Consider the following 20,448-nt stretch of genomic DNA (forward strand, 5'->3'; position numbering starts at 1 on the left):
GCACCGGCCCGGATCGGCCATCGACCGCTCGCGCGGACGCCTCACCGCCGATTCTGCCCGCTGATTTGACGCCCGTGGGCTCTGACGGTCATACAGACACCGGGGAGGTTCCCGCCGCAGCATCGGCGGGAACCTCCCCTTTTCCTCCCCCGCGCTGCAGGGGCGGCGGGAGTCTGCGGTCAGACGAGTGACGCGACCGCGGCGTAGCCGTGGGGGTCGACGTCCGCAGAGTCGGCCGGGCCGCCGAAGATGCGCGTACTGCCTGGTGCGCCCGACCATGCGCGCCAGCCGGGATCGCCGTCGACGATCAGCCCGACCGCTGCCGCGTGCGTCTGGTCGGCGAGCTGTTGCGGCGGATTCGGGCCGGTGAGTGGCGCGATCTGCACCGAGTCCAGGCAGTCGAACCAGAACGGCACGTCGATGCAGTGCACCGCCGAGCCGTTGACCGGGCCGGGCTGCGACGAGCGGAACGCGTAGCGGTACACCCACGTCGGGGCCGCGCCGCGTGCCCGCGCCGTGCGGACGACGGCGCTGCGGAACATGCGGTCGGTGATGTAGCGGCCGAGCACGGCGGCGTGGTCGCGCGCCACCACGTCCCGGTTCGCCGCGAGGTACGCCTTGCGCTGTGGGCCCTTGAGCCCCGACCGGCCGAGCAGGAATCCCAGGGGGATCCAGCGGAGGGTCTTCGCCCGCCCCGCCACGACCATCGAGAACTCGTCGTCGGTCGCACCGAGCACGAGCGGCTTGTCGGCGCCGACGCCCGCGGCGATCGAGGCGATGGTTGGCCGGGTGAGCAGGTCGCCGTCGATCGACGGGCCGAGCAGCAGGCCGTCGTCGAGCAGCTTGGTGATCGCGTCCGGGCCCGCGACGCTCGTCGCCTTCTTCTGTGCCTCGATGATGCGCTCCTCCGGCACCGTCGACAGCGCGGCGCGGGTGGGTGCGACGCCGACGCGCGCCGCGACGTCGCGCCCGATCGCCTCCCAGCGGTCCGTCGCGACGTCGGCGGTGGCACCGGACAGCGCCCACACCGAGTGGAACAGGTGCTGGGCCGCCGGCATCCCGAGCAGTGTCAGCACCGCCCCGCCGCCGGCGGACTGCCCGGCGATCGTCACGCGCGACGGATCGCCGCCGAAGTTCGCGATGTTGTCCTGGACCCATTGCAAGGCGAGCAGCCAGTCGCGGACGCCTCGGTTGGAGGGGGCGTCCTCGATCCAGCCGAAACCGTCGAAGCCGAGCCGGTACGAGATCGTCACGGTGACGACGCCGTCGCGGTTGAACGAGCGGCCGTCGTACCAGGGGCTCGCCGGCGAGCCTGCGAAGTAGCCGCCGCCGTGGATCCAGACGAGCACCGGGAGCGCAGCATCCGTCGCTCCCGGAACCGGCGTGAAGACGTTGACATTGAGGGTCGACTCGCCGGGCACGGACGGCTCAGGGATGAGGGTCACGCCGGGGTCGCCGCGCTGCGCGGTGGCGCCGAACGCGAGGGCGTCGCGCACGCCCTCCCACGGCTCGGCAGGAACGGGGGCGGCGAACCGCAGCTCACCGACGGGCGGCTTCGCGAACGGGATGCCGAGGAACGCGGCCGATCCGCCGGCGCCCGGCTCGCCCCGCCAGAAGCCGCGCACCCGTCCGGTGGCGGTGTCGGCCTCCGCATAGCGGAGTGCGGTGGTGGTGTCTGTCATGGGGGTCCTTTCTCGCGGACTCTAGCGGACGCCCTTGATGGGCGCCGTGGCGATCGCTGCCAGGATCACGAACACGATCGCGAACACGAACAGCATGGCGTACCCGCCCATCGCCGAGATGATCAGCAGCGCGATCGACGGGCTGAGCGCCTGGGGGATGTTGGTGGCGACGTTGAGGATGCCGAGGTCCTTGCCCGCGGCGGTGCCCTCGCTGGGCAGCACCTCGGTCATGAGGGCGGCGTCCACCGACATGTACAGACCGAAGCCGACGCCGTTGATGATGCTCATCAGGATCATGCCGGTCATGTCGGGCATGATCAGCGGCATCGCGAGCCCGGCGACCATGATCACCGACGCGGCGTAGATGAAGACCTTGCGGCGGCCGACCTTGTCGCTCCACCATCCCGAGAGCGCGATCGCGAGCAGGGTGGGCACGAACGCGACCAGCGTGAGCGTCAGCACGGCGCCCTGCGCCTCGCCGAGCGACAGCCCGATGTACTGCTGCAGCAGGTACAGCTGGTAGGTCGAGACGACGAAGTAGCCGAGGATCAGCAGGAATCGCGCCGTGAACGCCCAGAAGAAGTCGGGGTGCTTGCGCGGGTTCACCCAGAAGCCCCGGAAGAAGGCGCCCCAGCGGAACGGCTCGACGGCGGCGTCCCTGGACGACCAGTCCCGGTTGATGAGCACGAAGAGGAGCGTCACGACGATCACGGCCCCGCCGAACACGGAGTAGGCGACGCCGAACTGGGCCGCGAGGGCGCTCGCCACCATGATGCCGACGGTCATGCCGACCTGCGTGCCGAGCCCGATCATCGCGCTCGCCCCGCCGCGCTTCGAGCGCGGGAACCGGTCGGCGGTGATGGTGGTCAGTGGCGCCTGAAGGAAGTTCAACGCGACCTGGATGACGACCCAGAACACGGTGATCCAGACGAGGTCGGTGAGCGACCCCATCCCGAAGAGCAGGATGCCCCCGACCAGCGCGCCGAGCACCATCCACGGCGAGCGGCGGCCGAACCGCGAGCGCGTGCGGTCGCTCAAGGCACCGGCGATCGGCTGGGCGAAGAGCGTGAAGACGAACGAGACCGTGGTGACGATCGCGAGGTTCGCCTCCTTCTGCTCGTCGCCGAACAGCAGCTGGATCTGCGTCGGCAGGAGTATCGCGATGAGGCCGCCGTACGTGGCGAACAGCGTCAGGGCGGCGACCAGCATGCTCGGCAGCAGCGCCCTGCGCGCGGGCGGGCTGGCGGGCGGCTCGCCAGGCGCCGGCGGCGTGCTGCGGATGAGCCCGGTGGGCGCGATGTCGAGGGTGGGGTCGGGCTGTGCGGTCATGGGGACTCCTCTTCGTCGAGATGTCTCGGGGCGGATCGGGTGCGAATGTGAAATGCAAACGGCATTCGGGATCAGTGTGGCGCACCGCGAGACAAAGTTCAAGACCTGAACTATGTGTAACGATCGCGCAACGACGTGGTCGATCCAATCCCGAGTGGCGCTAGCGTTTGGCCGTTCAATCGAAGGAGATGACATGAACCGACTGATTCCGCGCCTTGCGATCGCCGCAGTGGTGGTGCTCGGCGCCACCGCGCTGGGCGGCTGGACCACGGCTCCGGCCAAGCCCCCGACCTCGAACCGCGACCCGGTCGTGCAGGTGTACCTGACCCGCCACGGCGAGACGATCCTCAATGCGCTGCACCTCGTGCAGGGGTGGTCGGACTCGCCGCTGACCGCGGCGGGTCGTGCGACCGCGACGACCGTCGGCACGAACCTCGGGGCCGAGGTCGGGCAGTTGGACGCCGCCTACTCGGCCGACATGGTGCGCCACTACGAGACGGCGACGCGCATGCTGCAGGGCATGGGCTCGAAGCTGTCCGCGACGCGCGTCGAAGGCCTGCGCGAGCTGAACTTCGGTGGCTGGGAGGGCGCGAAGCAGACCGCCATGGGCGCCGCCGCCTTCGGCTTTCTCGCCCAGCAGGGGATCCCCGAGCCCACCCTTGGGCAGATGACCGACGCGATCAAGGCCACCAATCCGGTCGCGACACTCCCCGCCGAGAACTGCGACGAGGTCTCAGACCGCATGCGGGGCTCGCTGAACGCGATCGCGAAGGATGCTGCGAAGCATCGTGATGACAACATCCTGGTGGTGTCGAGCGGGCTGTCGATCTCGTGCCTGCTCGTCGACCTCGGCGCAGCCGACCGGGTTCCCGAGACGGGGATCGCCAACGGCGCCGTCAACCTGCTGACGTACAAGGCCGGAGCCTGGACCGTGCAATCGGTCAACGACACGCACTACGCGACGCAGCCGTGACCCGGGGCGGGGCGCACCGCCCCGCCCCGGCCTACGATGGCGATCATGCCCCTCGCGACACCCGACGTGCGCCGACACAACCTCGGCCTGGTGCTGGGGCGCGTGCTCGAGGGGGCGGGTGAGGCGCGTGCCGACATCGCCGGCGCCACCGGCCTGTCGCGCGGTGCGGTGACCTCACTCGTCGCCGAACTCATCGATGCCGGCCTGGTCGAAGAGAGCGACGTCGTCGCCCCGGCGGGGATGGGACGACCTCGGACGACGCTCACGCTCGCGGCCGCCGCCCCGTGCGTCCTGATCGCCCTGCTCGATGCCGACCACGCGACGGCGGTCGCCGGCACTCTGGCGGGTGAGGAGCTCGCCCGCACCTCGCGCAGTCACGGGCGGCCGATGGGTGACCCCGCCGCCATCGTGGGTGTCCTGGCAGACGCTCTGGACGATGTCGCCGGCCGCATGGCCGCGGCCGGGCGGCGCATCGCGGACGTGTGCGTCGTCGTGTGGGCGCCGGTGGGTGGAACGCCGGTCCGCGTCCTCGCCGACACCGATCTGGCGTGGGGCGAGGTCGATCTGCTGGGCCTGCTGCGTGCGCGGTCGACGGCCCTGGCCGCGTTCGAGCGCGCGGGCGGGGAGCCCCGGCTGGTCTCGGATGCCGAGGTCGCGGCGCTCGCCGAGCACGCGGCCGTCGGCGGCGCTACCCTGCTGTATCTCAAGGCCGACTCGGGAATCGGCGGTGCGGTCGTGCTCGCCGCGGGCGACGACTCCGGCGCGCGCGTCCTCCTCCCGGCGGCGCTCGGGCATCTGCCCGTGGTGCCGGACGGCGTGCGCTGCGCGTGCGGCCAGTGCGGCTGCCTCGTCACGGTGGCAGGCCCCGACGTCCTGCTCGCCCGCTCCGGGCTCGGAGCGCTGGCGGCCGACGAGGGGCTCACCGTCGCGCTGGAGGCGTTCGTGACGCAGGTGCGGACGGGCGACGAGCCCGCCGCGTCGGTGTGGCGCGGGGCGGCACGCGAGATCGCGCGCACCCTCCAGATCGTGGCGCTGACGGTGGCGCCGGACGTCATCGTGCTGGGCGGATTCGTCGCAGCGCTCGCTGCAGATGTCGATGAGATGTTCCGGGCGATCCAGCCTCGCATCGCGCACGCACCGGTTCTGCCGGTCGCACCGGTGCTCGGCAGCACGCTCGGCGCGGATGCGGCCCTATGGGGCGCGCAGCGCGACGCGCGCCTGCGGCTCCTCGCAGACCCGCTCGCGATCTGATCAGTCGCCCTCGCGCGCAGCGTCGCCCTCGTCGGAGGCGATCGACGAGGGCGCGAGGAGCTCGAACAGCGCCGCGACCGGAGCGGCCATGTCGACGTCGGGCTCGAGCATCCACTGCACCTGCATGCCGTCGGCTACGGCCTGGAAGAGGCGTGCGACGGTGTCGGGGTCGACGCGATCGGTGATCTCGCCGGCCCGCTGCTGTGCCGCGACCGCAGCGGCGAAGAACCCGCGCAGGCTCTCGCCGCGGGCGACGAAGAACTGGTGGGCAGGATGCTCGGGATCGGCCGCGTCGACCGACAGTCGGGCGAACAGGTGCACGAGGCCGGGGACGTCGGCGTTGTGGCGGATCACACCCAGGTAGCCAGCGCGGATGTCGAGCAGCTCGCCACTCTCGGCTGCGACGAGACCCTGCTGAAGGTCGCCGCCAAGGCCCTGCCCGACGGAGTCGAGCTCGTCGCGTTTGCGGAGGATCTCGGTGAAGAGCTCCTCCTTGCTGTCGAAGTAGTGGAGGAGTCCGGCCTGGCTGAGACCCACGGCATCGGCCAGCTCTTTCACCGACGCGCCGCGATAGCCCTCACGGGCGATGACGTCCAGTGCGCGGGTGAGGATCTCCTCGCGCTTCGCAACGCCTTTCGCATAGGAGCCACGTCGCCCCGTGCCGCTCTCTGCCATAGGAGAAGTAAACCCGAATGTTGCTTGATTTCTCAAAACCTAGTGACGTAAGGTTTTGCCGAGCCGCTCAATGTCGAGCCCTCACCACCCGAAGCAAGGACCCGTCCATGACAGCGCCGTCTGAGTACACCGCACCGCCCATGACCGAGAACACATTCGTCGCGACCGCCTCCGGCAACGACGATCCGCCCCCGCCCGTCAGGGGCCTGCGGCGGTTGATGTGGTGGATCATCCCCGCCAACCTGGGCGTCTTCCTCATCTGGGGAGCGGTTCCAGGGATCCTCCTGCCGCAGCAGATCACCCTGCTGTTCGGCGAGGAGGACAAGGTCGCGAACCTCGCGATCGTCGCGACCATCGGCGCGTTCGCTGCGATGATCGCGCAGCCGATCGCGGGCCAGATCTCCGACCGCACGCGGTCGCGCTTCGGCCGTCGCGCTCCGTGGATAGTGCTCGGGGCGCTCGCGGGGGCGCTCGCGCTGGTCGGACTCGCGTTCGCGAGCTCGCTCGTGGGGGTGGTCATTGCGTGGACGCTCGTGCAGATCTGCTACAACTTCGCCCAGGGGCCGCTCTCGGCGGTCATGCCCGACCGCGTGCCCCTCAAGCGCCGCGGCACCTTCGCCGCACTGTCGGGCATCGGCCTCATGGTCGGCGCGCTGGGCGGGTCGATCGTCGGAGCGCTGTTCTACAACAGCATCACGGTGGGGTACATCATCTTCGCCGTCTTCGCCCTGGCGATCCTCACGCTGTTCGTGGCGTTCAACCCCGACTACCCGAGCACCGAGCTCAAGCCCGAGCCCTTCGACCTGCGTGAATTCCTCGGCACGTTCTGGGTCAACCCGGTCAAGCACCCCGACTTCTTCTGGGCCTTCACCGGCCGGCTGCTGCTGTATACCGGGTACTTCGCCGTCACCGGCTACCAGCTGTTCCTCCTCACCGACTACTTCGGCGTCGAGCACCCCGAGCAGGTCATCCCGCTCCTAGGCCTGCTCAGCCTGGTGGGCATCCTGATCTCGACCGTGGTGTCGGGTCCGCTCTCCGACAAGGTGGGGCGCCGCAAGCCCTTCGTGTTCGCCTCCGCAGCCGTCGTGAGCCTCGCCTTCCTCCTGCCGTGGTTCTGGCAGGACCTCAACGCCTGGATGATCATGACGTTCATCGCGGGCTTCGGCTTCGGCATGTTCCAGGCCGTCGACACCGCGCTGATGAGCGAGGTGCTCCCCTCGGCGAAGTCCTTCGCGAAGGACCTCGGCGTCGTCAACATCGCGGCGACGCTCCCGCAGACGCTCGCTCCCGGGGTCGCCGGCGCGATCGTCCTGATCTTCGGCTACGCGGGGCTGTTCCCCGTCGCGATCGTGCTCGGCATCCTCGGTGCCCTCGCGGTCTGGCCGATCAAGGCCACCCGCTGACCGCGGCCACACACACCTCGAAACCCCGATGAAAGGAACTCCATGAGCATCCCCGATGTCACGGAACTCACCCTCGAAGAGAAGGCATCGCTCACCAGCGGCGCGAGCTTCTGGCACACCACGCCGGTCGACCGCGTGGGCGTGCCCGCGGTCATGGTGACCGACGGTCCGCACGGCCTGCGCAAGCAGCGCGAGGGCGGCGACCACCTCGGCATCGGCGACAGTGTGCCCGCCACCTGCTTCCCGCCCGCGGTCGGTCTCGGCTCGTCGTGGGACGTCGACCTCATCCACCGCGTCGGTGAGGCCCTCGGCACCGAGACCTCGATCGAGAACGTCGCGGTGCTGCTCGGGCCCGGCATCAACATCAAGCGCTCGCCGTTGTGCGGCCGCAACTTCGAGTACCTCTCGGAGGACCCGATCGTGTCGGGCGTCCTCGGCGCCGCGATCGTCCAGGGCATCCAGTCGAAGGGCGTCGGCACCTCGCTCAAGCACTTCGCGGCCAACAACCAGGAGAACGACCGCATGCGGTCCTCGTCCGACGTCGACCCGCGGCCGCTCCGCGAGATCTACCTGCGCGGGTTCCAGCGCGTCGTCGAGGACGCCCAGCCCTGGACAGTCATGTGCTCGTACAACCGCATCAACGGCGTGTACGCGTCGGAGGACCCGTGGCTGCTGACCCGGGTGCTGCGCGACGAGTGGGGCTTCGAGGGCCTCGTCGTCTCCGACTGGGGTGCCGTCAACGAGCGCGTGCCGGGCCTCGCCGCAGGCATGGATCTCGAGATGCCGTCGTCGAACGGCGTCACGGACGCGCAGATCGTCGCGGCAGTGCGGGACGGCTCGCTCGACGAGTCGGTGGTGGATGTCGCGGCCGGCCGTGTGCTCGACCTCGTGCGCAAGGCGACCGAAGGTGCCGGAGCCGTCGCAGGACCGCTCGACGTCGACGCCCACCACGCCCTCGCCCGCGAGGCCGCCGGCCGCTCGATCGTGCTGCTCAAGAACGACGGCGGCGTGCTGCCGCTCGCGAAGGACGCGAAGCTCGCGGTCATCGGCGAGTTCGCCGCGGCGCCTCGGTACCAGGGCGCGGGTTCGTCGATGATCAACCCGACGCGCCTCGACACCGCGCTCGACGGGATCCGCGCACTCGCCGCCGGCGACGTCGCGTACGCGCAGGGCTTCAGCAACGCGCTCGAGGTCTCGGACGACGAGGCCTCGGCCCTTCGCGACGAGGCTGTGGCCGCAGCATCCGTCGCTGAGGTCGCCGTGGTGTTCCTGGGCCTTCCCGCCCGTCTGGAGTCGGAGGGCTACGACCGCGACGACATCGACCTGCCCGCCGCCCAGCTCGCACTCGTCGACGCGGTGCTCGCGGCGAACCCGAAGACCGTCGTGGTCCTGTCGAACGGCGGCGTCGTCGCGCTGCCGTTCGCCGAGCGCGTGCCGGCGATCCTCGAGGGCTGGCTGCTCGGCCAGGCCGGCGGCGGTGCGACGGCCGACGTGCTGTTCGGCGTCGTCAACCCGTCGGCAAAGCTCACCGAGACGATCCCGGCGCGCCTCGAGGACACCCCCGCGTTCCTCGACTTCCCGGGCGAGTTCTCGCACACCCGTTACGGCGAGGGTCTCTTCGTCGGCTACCGCTGGTACGACGCGCGCCGCCTCGAGGTCGCGTTCCCGTTCGGCCACGGCCTGTCGTACACGTCGTTCTCGTACGCGGATGCTGCGGCTCAGGTCGACGCGAACGGCGACGTCGAGGTGACCGTCGCCGTCACGAACACCGGCGACCGCGCGGGCCGTGAGGTCGTCCAGGTCTACACGTCGCTGAGCGGATCGTCGGTGCAGCGCGCACCGCGCGAGCTGAAGGCGTTCGCGTCGGTCGCACTCGAGCCGGGCGAGACCCAGGTCGTGACGCTCACGGTGCGCCGCAAGGACCTCGCGTACTGGGACATCCGCGCCGACCGCTGGGTCGTCGAGGGCGGCGAGTACACCGTCGACGTCGCGGCGTCGAGCCGCGACATCCGCTCGTCCGTCGCCGTGGCTGTCGAGGGCGACGTCCTCACGCTGCCGCTGTCGCGCACGTCGTCGATGGGCGAGGTGCTGAGCCACCCGGTGGCGGGTCCGGTGGTGCAGGCCGCGATCGCGCAGATGATGGGCGGCCTCGGCGACAGCGCGGCGTCGATCATGCCGGAAGGCGTCGACATGTCCAAGATGATGGAGTCGTTCCCGATCGGCCGCATCGGCATGATGGGCGCGCTCGCCGGTGACGGCGCCGCCGCCGGCCCCGAGATGATCGACGGCCTCCTCGCGATGGCGAACGCCCCGCGGCAGGACTGATCTGCACGACCGGATGCCTCGGCGCCGAGCCCTTCGAGGGCGCGGTGCCGAGGCATCCGTCGTCCCGTCTCTTCCGCGAGAGTACATCTGGTGGACGAAAGGGTGGTTGCTTCCCTACCTCTCGGCGACCAGCTGTACTTTCGCGGGGCGGGCCGGGGCGGGGCGGGGCGAGGGGTCAGGAGTTGAGGAAGGCCAGCAGCGCCTCGTTGACCTCGGCGCCGTGGGTCCAGAGGAGGCCGTGCGGGGCGCCCTCGATCTCGACGTACGTGGCGTCGGGGAGCAGCTCCTTGAAGCGGCGGGCCGTCTTGTCGATCGGCAGGATGTTGTCGGCGGTGCCGTGCAGGATGAGCGTGGGCACGTCGACGGCGGGGATGTCGGCGCGGAAGTCCGTCGGCCAGGTCAGCGGCGCCGCGGCCAACGCGGTGTTGCCTGCGTAGGTGGCCACCTGGATGCTCGCGTCGACCGCCTCCTGCGAGATGCGCGAGCCGAGCGTGTCGTCGAGGTTGTAGAAGTCCTTGTAGAACCCGGCGATGAAGGCGTAGCGGTCGTCGCGCACCGACTGGGCGATGCCGTCGAAGAACTCCTGCGGGCCCGCGCCGTCGGGGTTGTCGTCGGTGATCAGCAGGAACGGCTCGAGCGACCCGAGAAACGCCGCCTTCGCCACCCGGGCGCTGCCGTAGCGCGACAGGTAGCGGGCGATCTCGCCGGTGCCCATCGAGAAGCCCACGAGCACCGCGTCGTGGAGGTCGAGGTCCTCGATGAGCGCGTGCAGGTCGCCGGCGAACGTGTCGTAGTCGAACCCCGAGCCGACCTTGCTCGACTGCCCGAACCCGCGGCGGTCGTAGGCGATCACGCGATAGCCGGCGTCGAGCAGCGCAGCCTGCTGCTTGCCCCACGACTCGCCGTTCAGCGGAAAGCCGTGGATGAGCACGACCGGCTGGCCATCCGACGGACCCTGGTCGGTGTAGTAGAGGTCGATGTCCACCGAGTTCTCGGTCCCGACGGTGATGTACGCCACGATCGCTCCTTCCGGATCGTGGACGGATGCCGCGACCCTCCGTTCGACGCTAGGCCGCAGCATCCATCCCCGCCAGTGTCTTGCCCGCGCGCGTCACGAGCGTTCACATCGCGTTCAGGAGGGGCAGCTGCCGCCGCCGGATGAACGTCGGCACCCCGCGCTGTGGATAACCGGATTTCGGTATCCGCGACATCCGATACTGACGGGATGTCCACTACGTCCGAGCACGTCGACGGAGGGGCGCCCGAGCCCCTCGAGACGTCCGTGCCGCCCCTTCCCTCGTCCACCGCACCGCTCGCGGAGCCGGTCGACTCCGCGCCCGCATCCACCGCGATGCCTCCCGGAGCGATCAACCCGGCCGCGCCGCCGCCGCCCGCGAAGAACCTCGCCCTCGTCGCGCTCATCCTCGGCGTCGTCGCCTTCGTGCTCGGATGGGTTCCGATCGTCGGCCTCATTCTCGGAGCGCTCGCGATCGGGTTCGGGATCGCCGCGCTTCGGCGACGCCAGCGCAAGGCCCTCGCGATCCCGGGGATCGCTCTGGGCGGGTGGGGTTTCATGACGTCCCTCGTCACGACCACGATCGTCGTCATCATCGCCCTGCAGCCGCAGGCTTTCAGCGAGGCGTTCTGGCGGAGCTACTCCCTCGCGATGGAGGATGAGGCGCTGAGCGACGCCGTCCGGGAGGAGGCGCCCGCGGCCGCAGCGGAAGATGACGAACCGGTGGATCCCGCGCCTGCGGCAGCCACGGACTTCGCCACGCTCGATGACGCCGGCTTCGCCGCGATCGTCGCCGACCCGGTGGCCGCACAGGGCCAGACCTACGTGGTGTACGGCGAGGTGCAGCAGTTCGATGAGAACACGGGGCCGTGCAGCGCCCTGATCCTCGTCGACGACGCCCAGCAGTCGACGTGGGAGGGCTACGCGACGACCGCGTGGATCGCGGCGGAATCCGGCGAAGCGGTCTGCCCCGAGTTCACCGGACTCGGAGCGCTCAGTCACATCAAGGCGTGGGTGACCGTCGCCGGCTCCGCCACCACCGAGTGGGACGACGGCACGACGGAGGAGGTGCTCACTCTGATGCTCCGGCAGTTCGAGGCGCTGCCCGCTCTCCCCTGATCCCTCGGACCCGGAAACTGCGAAAGGGTGGATCTCCGCGTCGAGCGCGCGGAGATCCACCCTCTGCGAGACGCGGCGAGCTCAGTCGCGCGCGGCGCCCACCGACGGAGACACCGTGAAGATCGTCGGGGCTGCGAAGCCGGCGGCCTCGAACGCGGTGGTCGCGGCATCCGTCACGGCCTGCACCTGGTCGTGGGCGACCAGCGCGATCGCGGCACCGCCGAAGCCGCCGCCGGTCATGCGGGCGCCGACGGCGCCCGCCGCGAGCGCGGCCTCGACCGCCGTGTCGAGCTCGGGGACCGAGATCTCGAAGTCGTCGCGCATCGACGCGTGCGACGCGACCAGGAGGTCGCCGATCGCCGTCGGCCCCTGCGCGCGGAGCGTGCGCACGGTGTCGAGCACGCGCTGGTTCTCGGTGACGACGTGGCGCACTCGGCGGAAGGTGACGTCGTCCACGAGCTCTGCGAGGCGGGGCAGGTCGTCGACGCTCACGTCGCGCAGTGCGGGAACCCCGAGGGCGGCGGCACCCCGCTCGCACGCGGCGCGACGCTCGCCGTAGCCGCCGGTGGCGTGGGAGTGCTTCACGCCGGTGTCGATGACGACGAGCTCCAGACCCGCACCAGCGAACCCGAGATCGATGACCTGCGCCTCGAGCGAGCGGCAGTCGAGGAAGATCGCCGCGTCGGCGCGGCCGAGGAGCGCCGCCATCTGGTCCATGATTCCCGTGGGCGCGCCCACAGCCTCGTTCTCGGCGCGGCGGCCGACCTTCGCCAGCGCGACGCGGTCGGGGTCGATGTCCCACGTGTCGGCGAGGGCGACGGCGGTCGCCCCCTCGATCGCGGCCGACGACGACAGGCCCGCGCCGACCGGCACGTCGGACGCGAACGCGAGGTCGACACCGGTGACGGTGGAGGGATCGGTTCCGGATGCTGCGAGCAGCGCCCATGCGACGCCCAGGGGGTAGCGGGCCCATTCCGGGACCTCGTCGCGCCGGTCGGGGAAGAGCGCGTCGAGCTCGTCGAGGGCGACCTCGACGCTTCCCTCGTCGAACGTCGAGACGACGCGGATGCGGCCGTCCGTGCGCGGAGCGAGCGCGACGTGGGTGCGGTGCTGGATCGCGAAGGGCAGCACGAAGCCGTCGTTGTAGTCGGTGTGCTCGCCGATGAGGTTGACCCGTCCCGGAGCGGACCACGTGCCCACCGCGTCGGCGCCGAACCGGGCGGCGAACAGGGCGCGCGCGATGGCGGCGGTGCGGATGTCGGTGGCGGTCACAGGGTCTCCTCGGGGATGGATGCGACGGCCTCGCGCAGCTTCGCCGCGGCCGTCTCAGGGGGGATGTCGCCGATCCAGGCGCCCATGGCGGCCTCGGATCCGGCGAGGAACTTGAGCTTGTCGGCCGCGCGGCGCGGCGACGTGAGCTGCAGGTGCAGGCGCGCGGTGTCGCGGCCGCGGTGCACAGGCGCCTGGTGCCAGGCCGCGATGTACGGCGTTGGCGAGTCGTACATCGCGTCGACGCCGCGGAGGAGCCGCAGGTAGAGCGGGGCGAGCTCGTCGCGCTCGGCATCCGTCGTCTCGGCGAAGTCCGCGACGTGGCGGTGCGGCAGCAGGTGGATCTCGATCGGCCAGCGCGCCGCGAAGGGCACGAACGCCGTCCAGTGCTCGCCCTCGAGGATCACGCGGTCGCCGGCGCGCTCGAACTCGAGGATGCGCGCGAACAGGTCGGGCCCCTCGCGGTCGATCGAGGCGAGCAGGCTCGTCGTGCGCGGGGCGATGTACGGGTACGCGTAGATCTGCCCGTGCGGGTGGGGGAGCGTGACGCCGATCGCCTCGCCGCGGTTCTCGAACGGGAAGACCTGCTCGATGCCGGGCAGCGCCGAGAGTGCGGCCGTGCGGTCGGCCCACGCCTCGATCACGGTGCGGGCGCGGGTCGCCGACAGCGACCCGAACGATCCCGAGTGCTCGGGGCTGAAGCACACGACCTCGCAGCGGCCCACGCTCGTGCGGGTGCGGCCGAGACCGGGCGCGACGAGGTCGTCGAGGTCGCGCGGGGCATCGACACCGGCCGGGGCGTCGCCCACGGCGGCCGCGAGAGCGGGACCGAACGACGGCGACTTGTTCTCGAAGACGGCCACGTCGTAGAGCGAGGGGATCTCGGACGGATTCGTCGGCGTCTGCGGCGAAAGCGGGTCGAGGTGCGCCGGCGGCAGGAACGCCCGGTTCTGACGGGCCGCGGCGATCGACACCCAGTCGCCGGTCAGCACGTCGCGGCGCATGGTCGCCGTCTCGGGCCGGTCGGCGAGGTCGCGCGCGTCGACCGCACGGTCGGGGCCGAGGGTCGTTCCCGGGTCGTCGTAGTAGATCAGCTCGCGGCCGTCGGCGAGGCGGGTGGGGCGCTTGACGACGCCGGCGCCGAGGGTCTCCTGCGTGCCGGTCGCGACGACCGGGTTGCCGAACTCAGGTGTGTTCACGTCAACACGGTACCAACTCAGCTATGTTAGCGTCAACACGGACGGGATCCGTGGAGTTCGGCAGGGACCAGCGGCTCATCGAGCCAGAGAGCAGGCAGTCGTGGTTGCGAGACGCGTGTCGATGGCGGACGTCGCGGAGCGCGCGGGCGTCTCGGGCCAGACCGTGTCGCGCGTGGTGAACGCCAGCCCCCGCGTCGACCCCGACACCCGCGCCCGTGTCGAGGCGGCGATGACCGAGCTCGGCTACCGTCCGCATCGCGCGGCCCGGGCCCTGCGCACCGGGCGCACGCAGACCATCGGGCTCGTGGTGTCGACGCTCGCCTCGGTGGGGAACTCCCGCATGCTGCAGGCGGTGGCGGATGCTGCGGCCACCCGCGGCTATGCCCTCACGGTCGTCACGCTCGGCGCCGACGGCGACGTCGCTGCGGCGTTCGAGCGGCTGGCCGAGCAGGGCGTGGACGGGGCCATCGTGCTGAACGAGGCCACAGCCCGGGTGCGCGGCGCCGAGGTCGGTGCCGCGGGGCTCCGGCTCGTGGTCGTCGACTCCCCGCGCGACGCACGCTTCAGCGTGGTCGAGACCGACCATGCCGGCGGCGCGAGGTCGGCCGTCGATCACCTGCTGGCGCTCGGGCACACCACGGTCCATCACCTCGCCGGTCCGGAGGTCTCCTTCGCCGCGGCCGAGCGCGAGCGCGGCTGGCGCGACGCGCTGACGGCAGCCGGCGCGGCGGTGCCGCCGGTGGCGCGCGGAGACTGGACCTCCGCATCGGGTTTCGCCGCAGCATCCACTCTTCTCGAAGCAGGCGCGACCGCGGTGTTCGCCGCCAACGACCAGATGGCGCTGGGGGCGCTGCGCGCCGTGGCCGCGGCCGGCCGCGCGGTGCCGGGCGACGTGAGCGTGGTCGGCTTCGACGACGTGGCGGATGCCGCAGACTACCGACCGCCGCTCACCACGGTGCGGCAGGACTTCGATGCCCTCGGCGCCCGTGCCGTGGCCGCGCTGATCGAGGGGATCGAGGGCGGCGCGCCCGCAGGGTTCGAGACCGTGCCGACGCGACTCGTGGTGCGCGAGAGCACCGCACGCGCCCGCTGAACAACTGAGGCGACGTCGACCCGACGCGTTCGGTCGCCCTCGGGCGCGTCGCGCGGCCACACGCGTCGGCTCGCAGGCGCAGCGCGGCCCCGCGCACCGCCGACCCGACGCAAATGGCCGGAGATGAGCGACCTGCGCGGCGTTCCGGGTCGGGTCGGGCCGAGGAGTGCGGCTGCTGCGCGCGGTCAGCGCGCGGCCTGGCGGGCCTCCCACCCGGTGCGGACCATCTCGTCCACGGTGTGGCGGTTCTTCCAGTCGAGGTCGCGCGCGGCCAGCTCGCCGGTGGCGACGATGCGGTCGGGGTCGCCGGGGCGGCGAGGTGCGATGTCGGGCGTGAAGTCGATGCCCGTCACGCGGGCCATCGCGTTCATGATCTCGCGCACGCTCAGCCCGTTCTGCGAGCCGAGGTTGTAGGCGGGCTCGATCGGCTGGTTCGCGAGCAGGCGCTTCGCTGCGGCGACGTGCGCCGCCGCGATGTCGGCCACGTGCACGTAGTCGCGCACGTTCGTGCCATCAGGGGTGTCGTAGTCGTCGCCGTTGATGCGCGGCGTCCTGCCCGCGAGCAGCGCCTCGAACACGAGGGGGAAGAGGTTGTGCGGGCTGCTGTCGTAGACCGACGGGTCGCCAGAGCCGACGACGTTGAAGTAGCGCAGCGCGGTGTACCGGAGGGCGTGGGCCGAGGCGGCCGTCGCGATCGCCTGGTCACGGATGATCCACTCGCCGATGAGCTTCGACTCGCCGTACGGTGACGCGGGGCGCTTGGGCAGGTCCTCGGTCACGAGGGGCACGTCGGGGGTGCCGTAGACGGCGGCCGACGACGAGAACACGAGGTTCGCGACCTCGGCTGCGTGCATCGCGGCGAGGAGCACGCGCGTGCCCTCGACGTTCTGCGCGTAGGTGTGGAGCGGGCGCTGCACCGAGACGCCCGCGTACTTGAAGCCCGCGAGGTGGATGACGCCCACGACCTCGTGCTCGCGGAGGGTGCGCTCGACGAGCTCGCTGTCGAGGATCGAGCCCTGCACGAACGGCACGCCCTCGGGCACGAACGACGCATGCCCGCTCGAGAGGTCGTCGATCACGACGGAGTTCAGGCCCGCGTCTGCGAGCGCACGGACGATGTGGGCGCCGATGTAGCCGGCGCCTCCGGTCACGAGCCAGGACATGTCACTCCGGATTCAGGGGGGGCGGAGACGCCGAGCGGCGCCGCCTCCATTCTGCCCGGTCGGACGGATGCCTCGTCCCGGGCGTCCGCGGGCGGGGTCAGACCCGCGCCGCCCAGCGCGCCGCGCGCTGCAGCAGCTCGACGTGTGCGGGGGAGTCGTACGAGCGCTCGTCGTGGCCGAGCGAGCACACGACGGCACGGGTCGGCTGCTCCCGCACCCACACCGCGGGATGCACGGCGCCGTCGACGTCGTGCACCGCGAGCACACGCGCGCCGGCGTCGACCACGAGACCGCTGTAGCGCTCGTCGAAGACGTCGAGGTGCAGCATCCGTCCGCTCACGGGGTGATCGCCGTCGACGACCCGTACCCGCGCGTCGCCGATGGGAGGATGCCACGAGACTCCGGGCTGCCATTCGCCGCCGATCGCCGCACGCCACGCCGGGTGGTCGCGCAGGCTCGAGAGCGCGGCGTGGATCGCCACGAGCCCGATGCCCCGCGCGATCGCGGCGCGCAGGCCGGCGTCGGCGGCGGGGTCGGCGCCGCGCCCGAGCTCGGTCCCGCCTTCGCGCCACGGGTCGCCGGCGTTCACGACGAGCAGGTCGACGCCGTCGAGGTGCGCGAGCGCGTGGTCGACGTCGTCGTCGACGGTGACCTGCCAGTCGTCGGCGCGGAGGGCGTCGGCGATGCGGACGGACGTGGCGGGGAACGGATGCCACGGGTCGGCGTACCGGCCGGTGCCGGTCGCGATCACCGCACGGGGCGCAATGCGCTCGGCTTCCGGTCGCTCCATGGATACCATGATCTGGAGGATAACGCTTTCCGGCGAGGATCGGGCTGAAGACGCCGCGACCGCGCACGTCCGAGGAGAATGACGCCATGGCCCACACCGTCGTGATCGCCCCCGATTCGTTCAAGGGCACGATCGGTGCGGCGGCCGCCGCCGAGGCGCTCGCCGCCGGGTGGCGCCGCGTGCGCCCCGGCAGCGACGTGCGGCTGATGCCGATGGCCGACGGCGGCGAGGGCACCGTCGACGCGTTCGCGGCCGCGGTGCCGGGCGCGGCGCGCATGCCCGTGACGGTGACCGGGCCCGAGGACGAGCCCGTCGACGCGTCGTGGGTGCTGCTGCCGCCGACTCCCGACGCCCCGGACGGCACCGCCGTCGTCGAGCTCGCGAACACGAGCGGCATCGAACTACTCGGCACCCCGCCGCGCCTGCGCGCGCTCGACGCGCACACCCGAGGCTTCGGCGAGGCGATGGCCGCGGCTCTCGCGCACGGGGTCTCGCGGCTCGTTCTGGGGATCGGCTCGAGCTCGTCGACGGACGGCGGCACCGGCATGCTCACGGCCCTCGGAGCGCGATTCACGGATGCTGCGGCTCGGCCGATCGCCGCCGGTGCACGTGGTCTCGACTCGCTGGCGACGGCCGACCTGTCGGGGCTCGCGCCCCTCCCGGCCGGCGGCGTGACGGTGCTGAGCGATGTGACGAACCCGCTCCTCGGACCCCGCGGGGCGGCGGCGGTGTTCGGCCCGCAGAAGGGGGCCTTGCCGGAAGACATCCCCGGGCTGGACGCGCGTCTCGCGCGGCTCGCGGCCCTGGTCGACGCCGACCCTGAGACGCCGGGCGCCGGCGCCGCCGGGGGCACGGGGTTCGGCCTGCTCGCGTGGGGCGCGCGGCTCGTGCCCGGCTCGGCGGCGGTCGCCGAGCTGGTGGGACTCGACGCGGCGGTGGCCGCAGCATCCATCGTCCTCACCGGCGAAGGCTCGTACGACGGTCAGTCGGCCGCGGGCAAGGTGCCCGCGCACGTCGGGTCCGTGGCTGCGGCCGCCGGGGTGCCGGTGGCGCTGGTCGCGGGGCGGATCGCGACGGATGCCGATGTCTCGGGCTTCGCCGCGACGGCCTCGCTCACCGAGCTCGCGGGCTCTAGCGAAGCCGCGATGGCAGACACGGCGCGGTGGCTCGAAGAGGCCGGGGCGCGGCTGGCGGTCGCGCTCGCCCGAGGCTGAGGAGTCCGAGGGCGCTCAGCGCGGAGCGCGGATCAGGCGCGGCGCCGGGCCCTCGAGGCGCGCCACGGAGATCTTCACCTCGACGATCTCGTCCTTCAGCGCCTTCAACTCGGCATCGACCTCTCTGAAGCGGGCGTCGACCTTGTCGAACCGGGCGTCGACCTGCTCGAACCGGGCGTCGACCCTGTCGAACCGGTCGTCGACCCTGTCGAATCGGGCGTCGACCTGCTCGAACCGAGCATCGATCCGCGCCATGAGGCGCGTCCCGAGGCCCGCGACCCCGGCGAGCACCGTCGCCGCGGCGCCGAAGGCGGCGATGATCACGCCGATCACATCCGGTGTCACGACCATGGCCCCCATTCTGCCCGGCGACGCCGCGCGTGTCAGCAGGACTCTATGCCGCCCGAACGACGTGCGACTCACGGATGGAGCGCTCTGCGGAAAGCCCAGCCGGGAGGCCTCCTGGGGAGGAGCCGCGGACGCTGGGTGCCTCAGCGCCCGGTGCGCAGCACCCCGTTGCGGCGGTGCGGGAGCGTCGCGAGCGCGGCGTCGCGCAGCACCTCGGGCAGCAGGGCCTCGGGGGCGTCCTGGAACACGACGGGCCGGAGGAACCGGCGGATCGCCGTCGCGCCGACCGACGTGTGCAGCGATGTCGTCGCGGGCCACGGGCCGCCGTGGTGCTGCGACCAGGTCACCGCGACGCCGGTCGGCCATCCGGCGAAGAGCACGCGGCCGGCCTTGCGGGTCAGCACCTCGATGACCGCCTCGACGTCGTCGCCCGGCTCGGAGTGCAGCGTGGCGGTGAGCGACCCGGGCACCGCTTCGAGCGCGGCGTGCAGCTCCGCGTCCGACGAGTAGCGCACCAGCAGCGTGACGGGCCCGAAGCACTCCTCGAGCAGCGTCTCGGGGCGCAGGGCGACGGCCGCGGCATCCGTCGACAGCACGATCGGCTGCGCCGACCCGGCCTCGGCGGCCAGACCCTGGGCGACCACCGACACCGACGGATCGGCCTCGAGGTGCTCGATGCCCGACGGGAAGGCCGCCGTGATGCGGTCGGTGAGGAGCGGCCCGCCCGCGGCGCCGGTCGCGAAGCCCGCGACGAGGTCCTCGAAGCCCGCGCCCTCGGGCACGAACACGACGCCGGGCTTGGTGCAGAACTGGCCGACGCCGAGCGTGAACGAGCCGACGAGTCCCTGTGCGAGCGCCTCGCCGCGCGCCGCGATGGCGGCCGGCGTGATCACGACAGGGTTCACCGAGCCGAGCTCACCGTAGAACGGGATCGGGTCGGGGCGGCCCGACGCGAGGTCGAACAGCGCGCGCCCACCGCCGAGCGATCCGGTGAACCCCGCGGCCTGGATGGACGGATGCTGCACCAGCGCGTTGCCCGCCTCGCGACCTTCGACGAGCGCGAGGGAGCCCTCGGGGGCGCCGGCTTCGACGAGGGCCGCGGCGACGATCGCGGCCGTGCGCTCGGAGAGGCGCGGGTGGCCCGAGTGCGCCTTCACGATGACCGAGTTGCCGGCCGCGAGTGCCGACGCGGTGTCGCCGCCCGCGACCGAGAACGCGAACGGGAAGTTCGAGGCCGAGAAGACCGCGACAGGCCCGACGCCGGTGAGCACGCGGCGCAGCTCCGGCCGGGGCGGGGTCGCCGATGCGTCGGCGTCGTCGACCGTGAGCTCGAGGTACGAGCCCTCCTCGACGACGGTCGCGAACAGCCGCAGCTGTCCGGTGGTGCGTCCGACCTCGCCGCGCAGGCGCGTTTCGCCGAGGCGCGTCTCCTCGTCGGCGATCGCGACGAGCTCGTCGATGTGCGCATCGAGCGCGTCGGCCGCCGCGCGCAGCCACGACGCGCGGGTCGCAGCATCCGTCGCCCGCCAGATCGGTGCGGCCGCCGCCGCGGCCTTCGCGAGGACGTCGAGTTCAGTGGGGGTGGTGCTCATGTCGGGGT

The 20,448-nt window shown here is 71.9% G+C and carries 17 protein-coding genes; 7 read left to right on the top strand and 10 right to left on the bottom strand.

Annotated elements, in window-relative coordinates; genetic code table 11:
• Positions 1 to 179 precede the first annotated feature (179 nt).
• Together ACFC1I_RS20245 and ACFC1I_RS20250 are read right to left on the bottom strand one after the other, a co-directional pair.
• Positions 180 to 1,682, bottom strand: coding sequence for a carboxylesterase/lipase family protein (locus tag ACFC1I_RS20245; RefSeq protein WP_376013704.1), 1,503 nt, complete (start codon positions 1,680 to 1,682; stop codon positions 180 to 182).
• 21 nt (positions 1,683 to 1,703) lie between these two features.
• Complete coding sequence (locus ACFC1I_RS20250; protein ID WP_376013707.1) at positions 1,704 to 3,011, bottom strand: MFS transporter; 1,308 nt, start codon at positions 3,009 to 3,011, stop codon at positions 1,704 to 1,706.
• 193 nt (positions 3,012 to 3,204) lie between these two features.
• Here ACFC1I_RS20250 and ACFC1I_RS20255 point away from each other — a divergent pair, with 193 nt between their 5' ends.
• Positions 3,205 to 3,984 carry a histidine phosphatase family protein gene (locus ACFC1I_RS20255; RefSeq protein WP_376013709.1) on the top strand — a complete coding sequence of 260 codons (780 nt, stop codon included), beginning with the start codon at positions 3,205 to 3,207 and terminating at the stop codon, positions 3,982 to 3,984.
• Between the two features lie 45 nt (positions 3,985 to 4,029).
• The gene (locus ACFC1I_RS20260) at positions 4,030 to 5,235 is read left to right on the top strand and encodes an ROK family protein (RefSeq protein WP_376013712.1); all 1,206 of its coding nucleotides are present in this window, start codon (positions 4,030 to 4,032) and stop codon (positions 5,233 to 5,235) included.
• On the opposite strand, the gene ACFC1I_RS20265 is transcribed toward ACFC1I_RS20260, so the two are convergent.
• The gene (locus tag ACFC1I_RS20265; RefSeq protein WP_376013715.1) at positions 5,236 to 5,910 is read right to left on the bottom strand and encodes a TetR/AcrR family transcriptional regulator; all 675 of its coding nucleotides are present in this window, start codon (positions 5,908 to 5,910) and stop codon (positions 5,236 to 5,238) included. It lies immediately after the preceding gene.
• A gap of 107 nt (positions 5,911 to 6,017) precedes the next feature.
• On the opposite strand from ACFC1I_RS20265, the gene ACFC1I_RS20270 reads away from it, so the two are divergent.
• Both ACFC1I_RS20270 and ACFC1I_RS20275 read left to right on the top strand, forming a co-directional pair.
• Positions 6,018 to 7,313, top strand: coding sequence for an MFS transporter (locus tag ACFC1I_RS20270; protein ID WP_376013718.1), 1,296 nt, complete (start codon positions 6,018 to 6,020; stop codon positions 7,311 to 7,313).
• Between the two features lie 42 nt (positions 7,314 to 7,355).
• Positions 7,356 to 9,638: a glycoside hydrolase family 3 C-terminal domain-containing protein gene (locus ACFC1I_RS20275; RefSeq protein ID WP_376013720.1), complete on the top strand. Its 2,283-nt coding sequence runs from the start codon at positions 7,356 to 7,358 to the stop codon at positions 9,636 to 9,638.
• A 175-nt stretch (positions 9,639 to 9,813) separates the two neighbouring features.
• On the opposite strand, the gene ACFC1I_RS20280 is transcribed toward ACFC1I_RS20275, so the two are convergent.
• Positions 9,814 to 10,656 carry an alpha/beta fold hydrolase gene (locus tag ACFC1I_RS20280; protein WP_376013723.1) on the bottom strand — a complete coding sequence of 281 codons (843 nt, stop codon included), beginning with the start codon at positions 10,654 to 10,656 and terminating at the stop codon, positions 9,814 to 9,816.
• 207 nt (positions 10,657 to 10,863) lie between these two features.
• Here ACFC1I_RS20280 and ACFC1I_RS20285 point away from each other — a divergent pair, with 207 nt between their 5' ends.
• Positions 10,864 to 11,772 carry a DUF4190 domain-containing protein gene (locus ACFC1I_RS20285; RefSeq protein ID WP_376013726.1) on the top strand — a complete coding sequence of 303 codons (909 nt, stop codon included), beginning with the start codon at positions 10,864 to 10,866 and terminating at the stop codon, positions 11,770 to 11,772.
• An 81-nt stretch (positions 11,773 to 11,853) separates the two neighbouring features.
• On the opposite strand, the gene galK is transcribed toward ACFC1I_RS20285, so the two are convergent.
• The gene (gene galK / locus ACFC1I_RS20290) at positions 11,854 to 13,044 is read right to left on the bottom strand and encodes a galactokinase (RefSeq protein ID WP_376013727.1); all 1,191 of its coding nucleotides are present in this window, start codon (positions 13,042 to 13,044) and stop codon (positions 11,854 to 11,856) included.
• Positions 13,041 to 14,240 carry a galactose-1-phosphate uridylyltransferase gene (gene galT, locus ACFC1I_RS20295; RefSeq protein ID WP_376013730.1) on the bottom strand — a complete coding sequence of 400 codons (1,200 nt, stop codon included), beginning with the start codon at positions 14,238 to 14,240 and terminating at the stop codon, positions 13,041 to 13,043. Before galT ends, galK begins: the two co-directional genes overlap by 4 nt.
• A 121-nt stretch (positions 14,241 to 14,361) precedes the next feature.
• Here galT and ACFC1I_RS20300 point away from each other — a divergent pair, with 121 nt between their 5' ends.
• The gene (locus ACFC1I_RS20300) at positions 14,362 to 15,333 is read left to right on the top strand and encodes a LacI family DNA-binding transcriptional regulator (RefSeq protein ID WP_376013785.1); all 972 of its coding nucleotides are present in this window, start codon (positions 14,362 to 14,364) and stop codon (positions 15,331 to 15,333) included.
• A gap of 185 nt (positions 15,334 to 15,518) precedes the next feature.
• On the opposite strand, the gene galE is transcribed toward ACFC1I_RS20300, so the two are convergent.
• On the bottom strand, positions 15,519 to 16,496 hold the full coding sequence (galE, locus tag ACFC1I_RS20305; protein ID WP_376013733.1) for a UDP-glucose 4-epimerase GalE: 978 nt from the start codon (positions 16,494 to 16,496) through the stop codon (positions 15,519 to 15,521).
• A gap of 97 nt (positions 16,497 to 16,593) precedes the next feature.
• A complete protein-coding gene (locus ACFC1I_RS20310; protein WP_376013735.1) occupies positions 16,594 to 17,286 on the bottom strand; it encodes a ThuA domain-containing protein in 693 nt (230 codons plus the stop codon).
• Between the two features lie 86 nt (positions 17,287 to 17,372).
• Here ACFC1I_RS20310 and ACFC1I_RS20315 point away from each other — a divergent pair, with 86 nt between their 5' ends.
• Positions 17,373 to 18,500 (top strand): glycerate kinase, encoded by a 1,128-nt coding sequence (locus tag ACFC1I_RS20315; protein WP_376013737.1) that lies wholly within the window; start codon positions 17,373 to 17,375, stop codon positions 18,498 to 18,500.
• Between the two features lie 15 nt (positions 18,501 to 18,515).
• Here the strand turns inward: ACFC1I_RS20315 and ACFC1I_RS20320 are convergent, their stop codons facing one another.
• Together ACFC1I_RS20320 and ACFC1I_RS20325 are read right to left on the bottom strand one after the other, a co-directional pair.
• Complete coding sequence (locus ACFC1I_RS20320; RefSeq protein ID WP_376013740.1) at positions 18,516 to 18,851, bottom strand: response regulator; 336 nt, start codon at positions 18,849 to 18,851, stop codon at positions 18,516 to 18,518.
• A gap of 140 nt (positions 18,852 to 18,991) precedes the next feature.
• Positions 18,992 to 20,440: an aldehyde dehydrogenase (NADP(+)) gene (locus ACFC1I_RS20325; protein WP_376013742.1), complete on the bottom strand. Its 1,449-nt coding sequence runs from the start codon at positions 20,438 to 20,440 to the stop codon at positions 18,992 to 18,994.
• Positions 20,441 to 20,448: the final 8 nt, after the last annotated feature.

It is taken from the genome of Microbacterium sp. NPDC056044, from assembly GCF_042267145.1.
In the GTDB taxonomy this organism is placed as follows: domain Bacteria; phylum Actinomycetota; class Actinomycetes; order Actinomycetales; family Microbacteriaceae; genus Microbacterium.

What these genes read in the sequence shown, in the direction of transcription:
- ACFC1I_RS20245 (WP_376013704.1), bottom strand. Translation starts at nt 1,682, where the DNA reads ATGACAGACACCACCACCGCACTCCGCTATGCGGAGGCCGACACCGCC.
- ACFC1I_RS20315 (WP_376013737.1), top strand. Translation starts at nt 17,373, where the DNA reads ATGGCCCACACCGTCGTGATCGCCCCCGATTCGTTCAAGGGCACGATC.
- galE (WP_376013733.1), bottom strand. Translation starts at nt 16,496, where the DNA reads ATGTCCTGGCTCGTGACCGGAGGCGCCGGCTACATCGGCGCCCACATC.
- ACFC1I_RS20260 (WP_376013712.1), top strand. Translation starts at nt 4,030, where the DNA reads ATGCCCCTCGCGACACCCGACGTGCGCCGACACAACCTCGGCCTGGTG.
- ACFC1I_RS20285 (WP_376013726.1), top strand. Translation starts at nt 10,864, where the DNA reads ATGTCCACTACGTCCGAGCACGTCGACGGAGGGGCGCCCGAGCCCCTC.
- ACFC1I_RS20325 (WP_376013742.1), bottom strand. Translation starts at nt 20,440, where the DNA reads ATGAGCACCACCCCCACTGAACTCGACGTCCTCGCGAAGGCCGCGGCG.
- ACFC1I_RS20310 (WP_376013735.1), bottom strand. Translation starts at nt 17,286, where the DNA reads ATGGAGCGACCGGAAGCCGAGCGCATTGCGCCCCGTGCGGTGATCGCG.
- ACFC1I_RS20270 (WP_376013718.1), top strand. Translation starts at nt 6,018, where the DNA reads ATGACAGCGCCGTCTGAGTACACCGCACCGCCCATGACCGAGAACACA.
- ACFC1I_RS20320 (WP_376013740.1), bottom strand. Translation starts at nt 18,851, where the DNA reads ATGGTCGTGACACCGGATGTGATCGGCGTGATCATCGCCGCCTTCGGC.
- ACFC1I_RS20255 (WP_376013709.1), top strand. Translation starts at nt 3,205, where the DNA reads ATGAACCGACTGATTCCGCGCCTTGCGATCGCCGCAGTGGTGGTGCTC.
- ACFC1I_RS20265 (WP_376013715.1), bottom strand. Translation starts at nt 5,910, where the DNA reads ATGGCAGAGAGCGGCACGGGGCGACGTGGCTCCTATGCGAAAGGCGTT.
- ACFC1I_RS20300 (WP_376013785.1), top strand. Translation starts at nt 14,362, where the DNA reads ATGGCGGACGTCGCGGAGCGCGCGGGCGTCTCGGGCCAGACCGTGTCG.
- ACFC1I_RS20250 (WP_376013707.1), bottom strand. Translation starts at nt 3,011, where the DNA reads ATGACCGCACAGCCCGACCCCACCCTCGACATCGCGCCCACCGGGCTC.
- ACFC1I_RS20275 (WP_376013720.1), top strand. Translation starts at nt 7,356, where the DNA reads ATGAGCATCCCCGATGTCACGGAACTCACCCTCGAAGAGAAGGCATCG.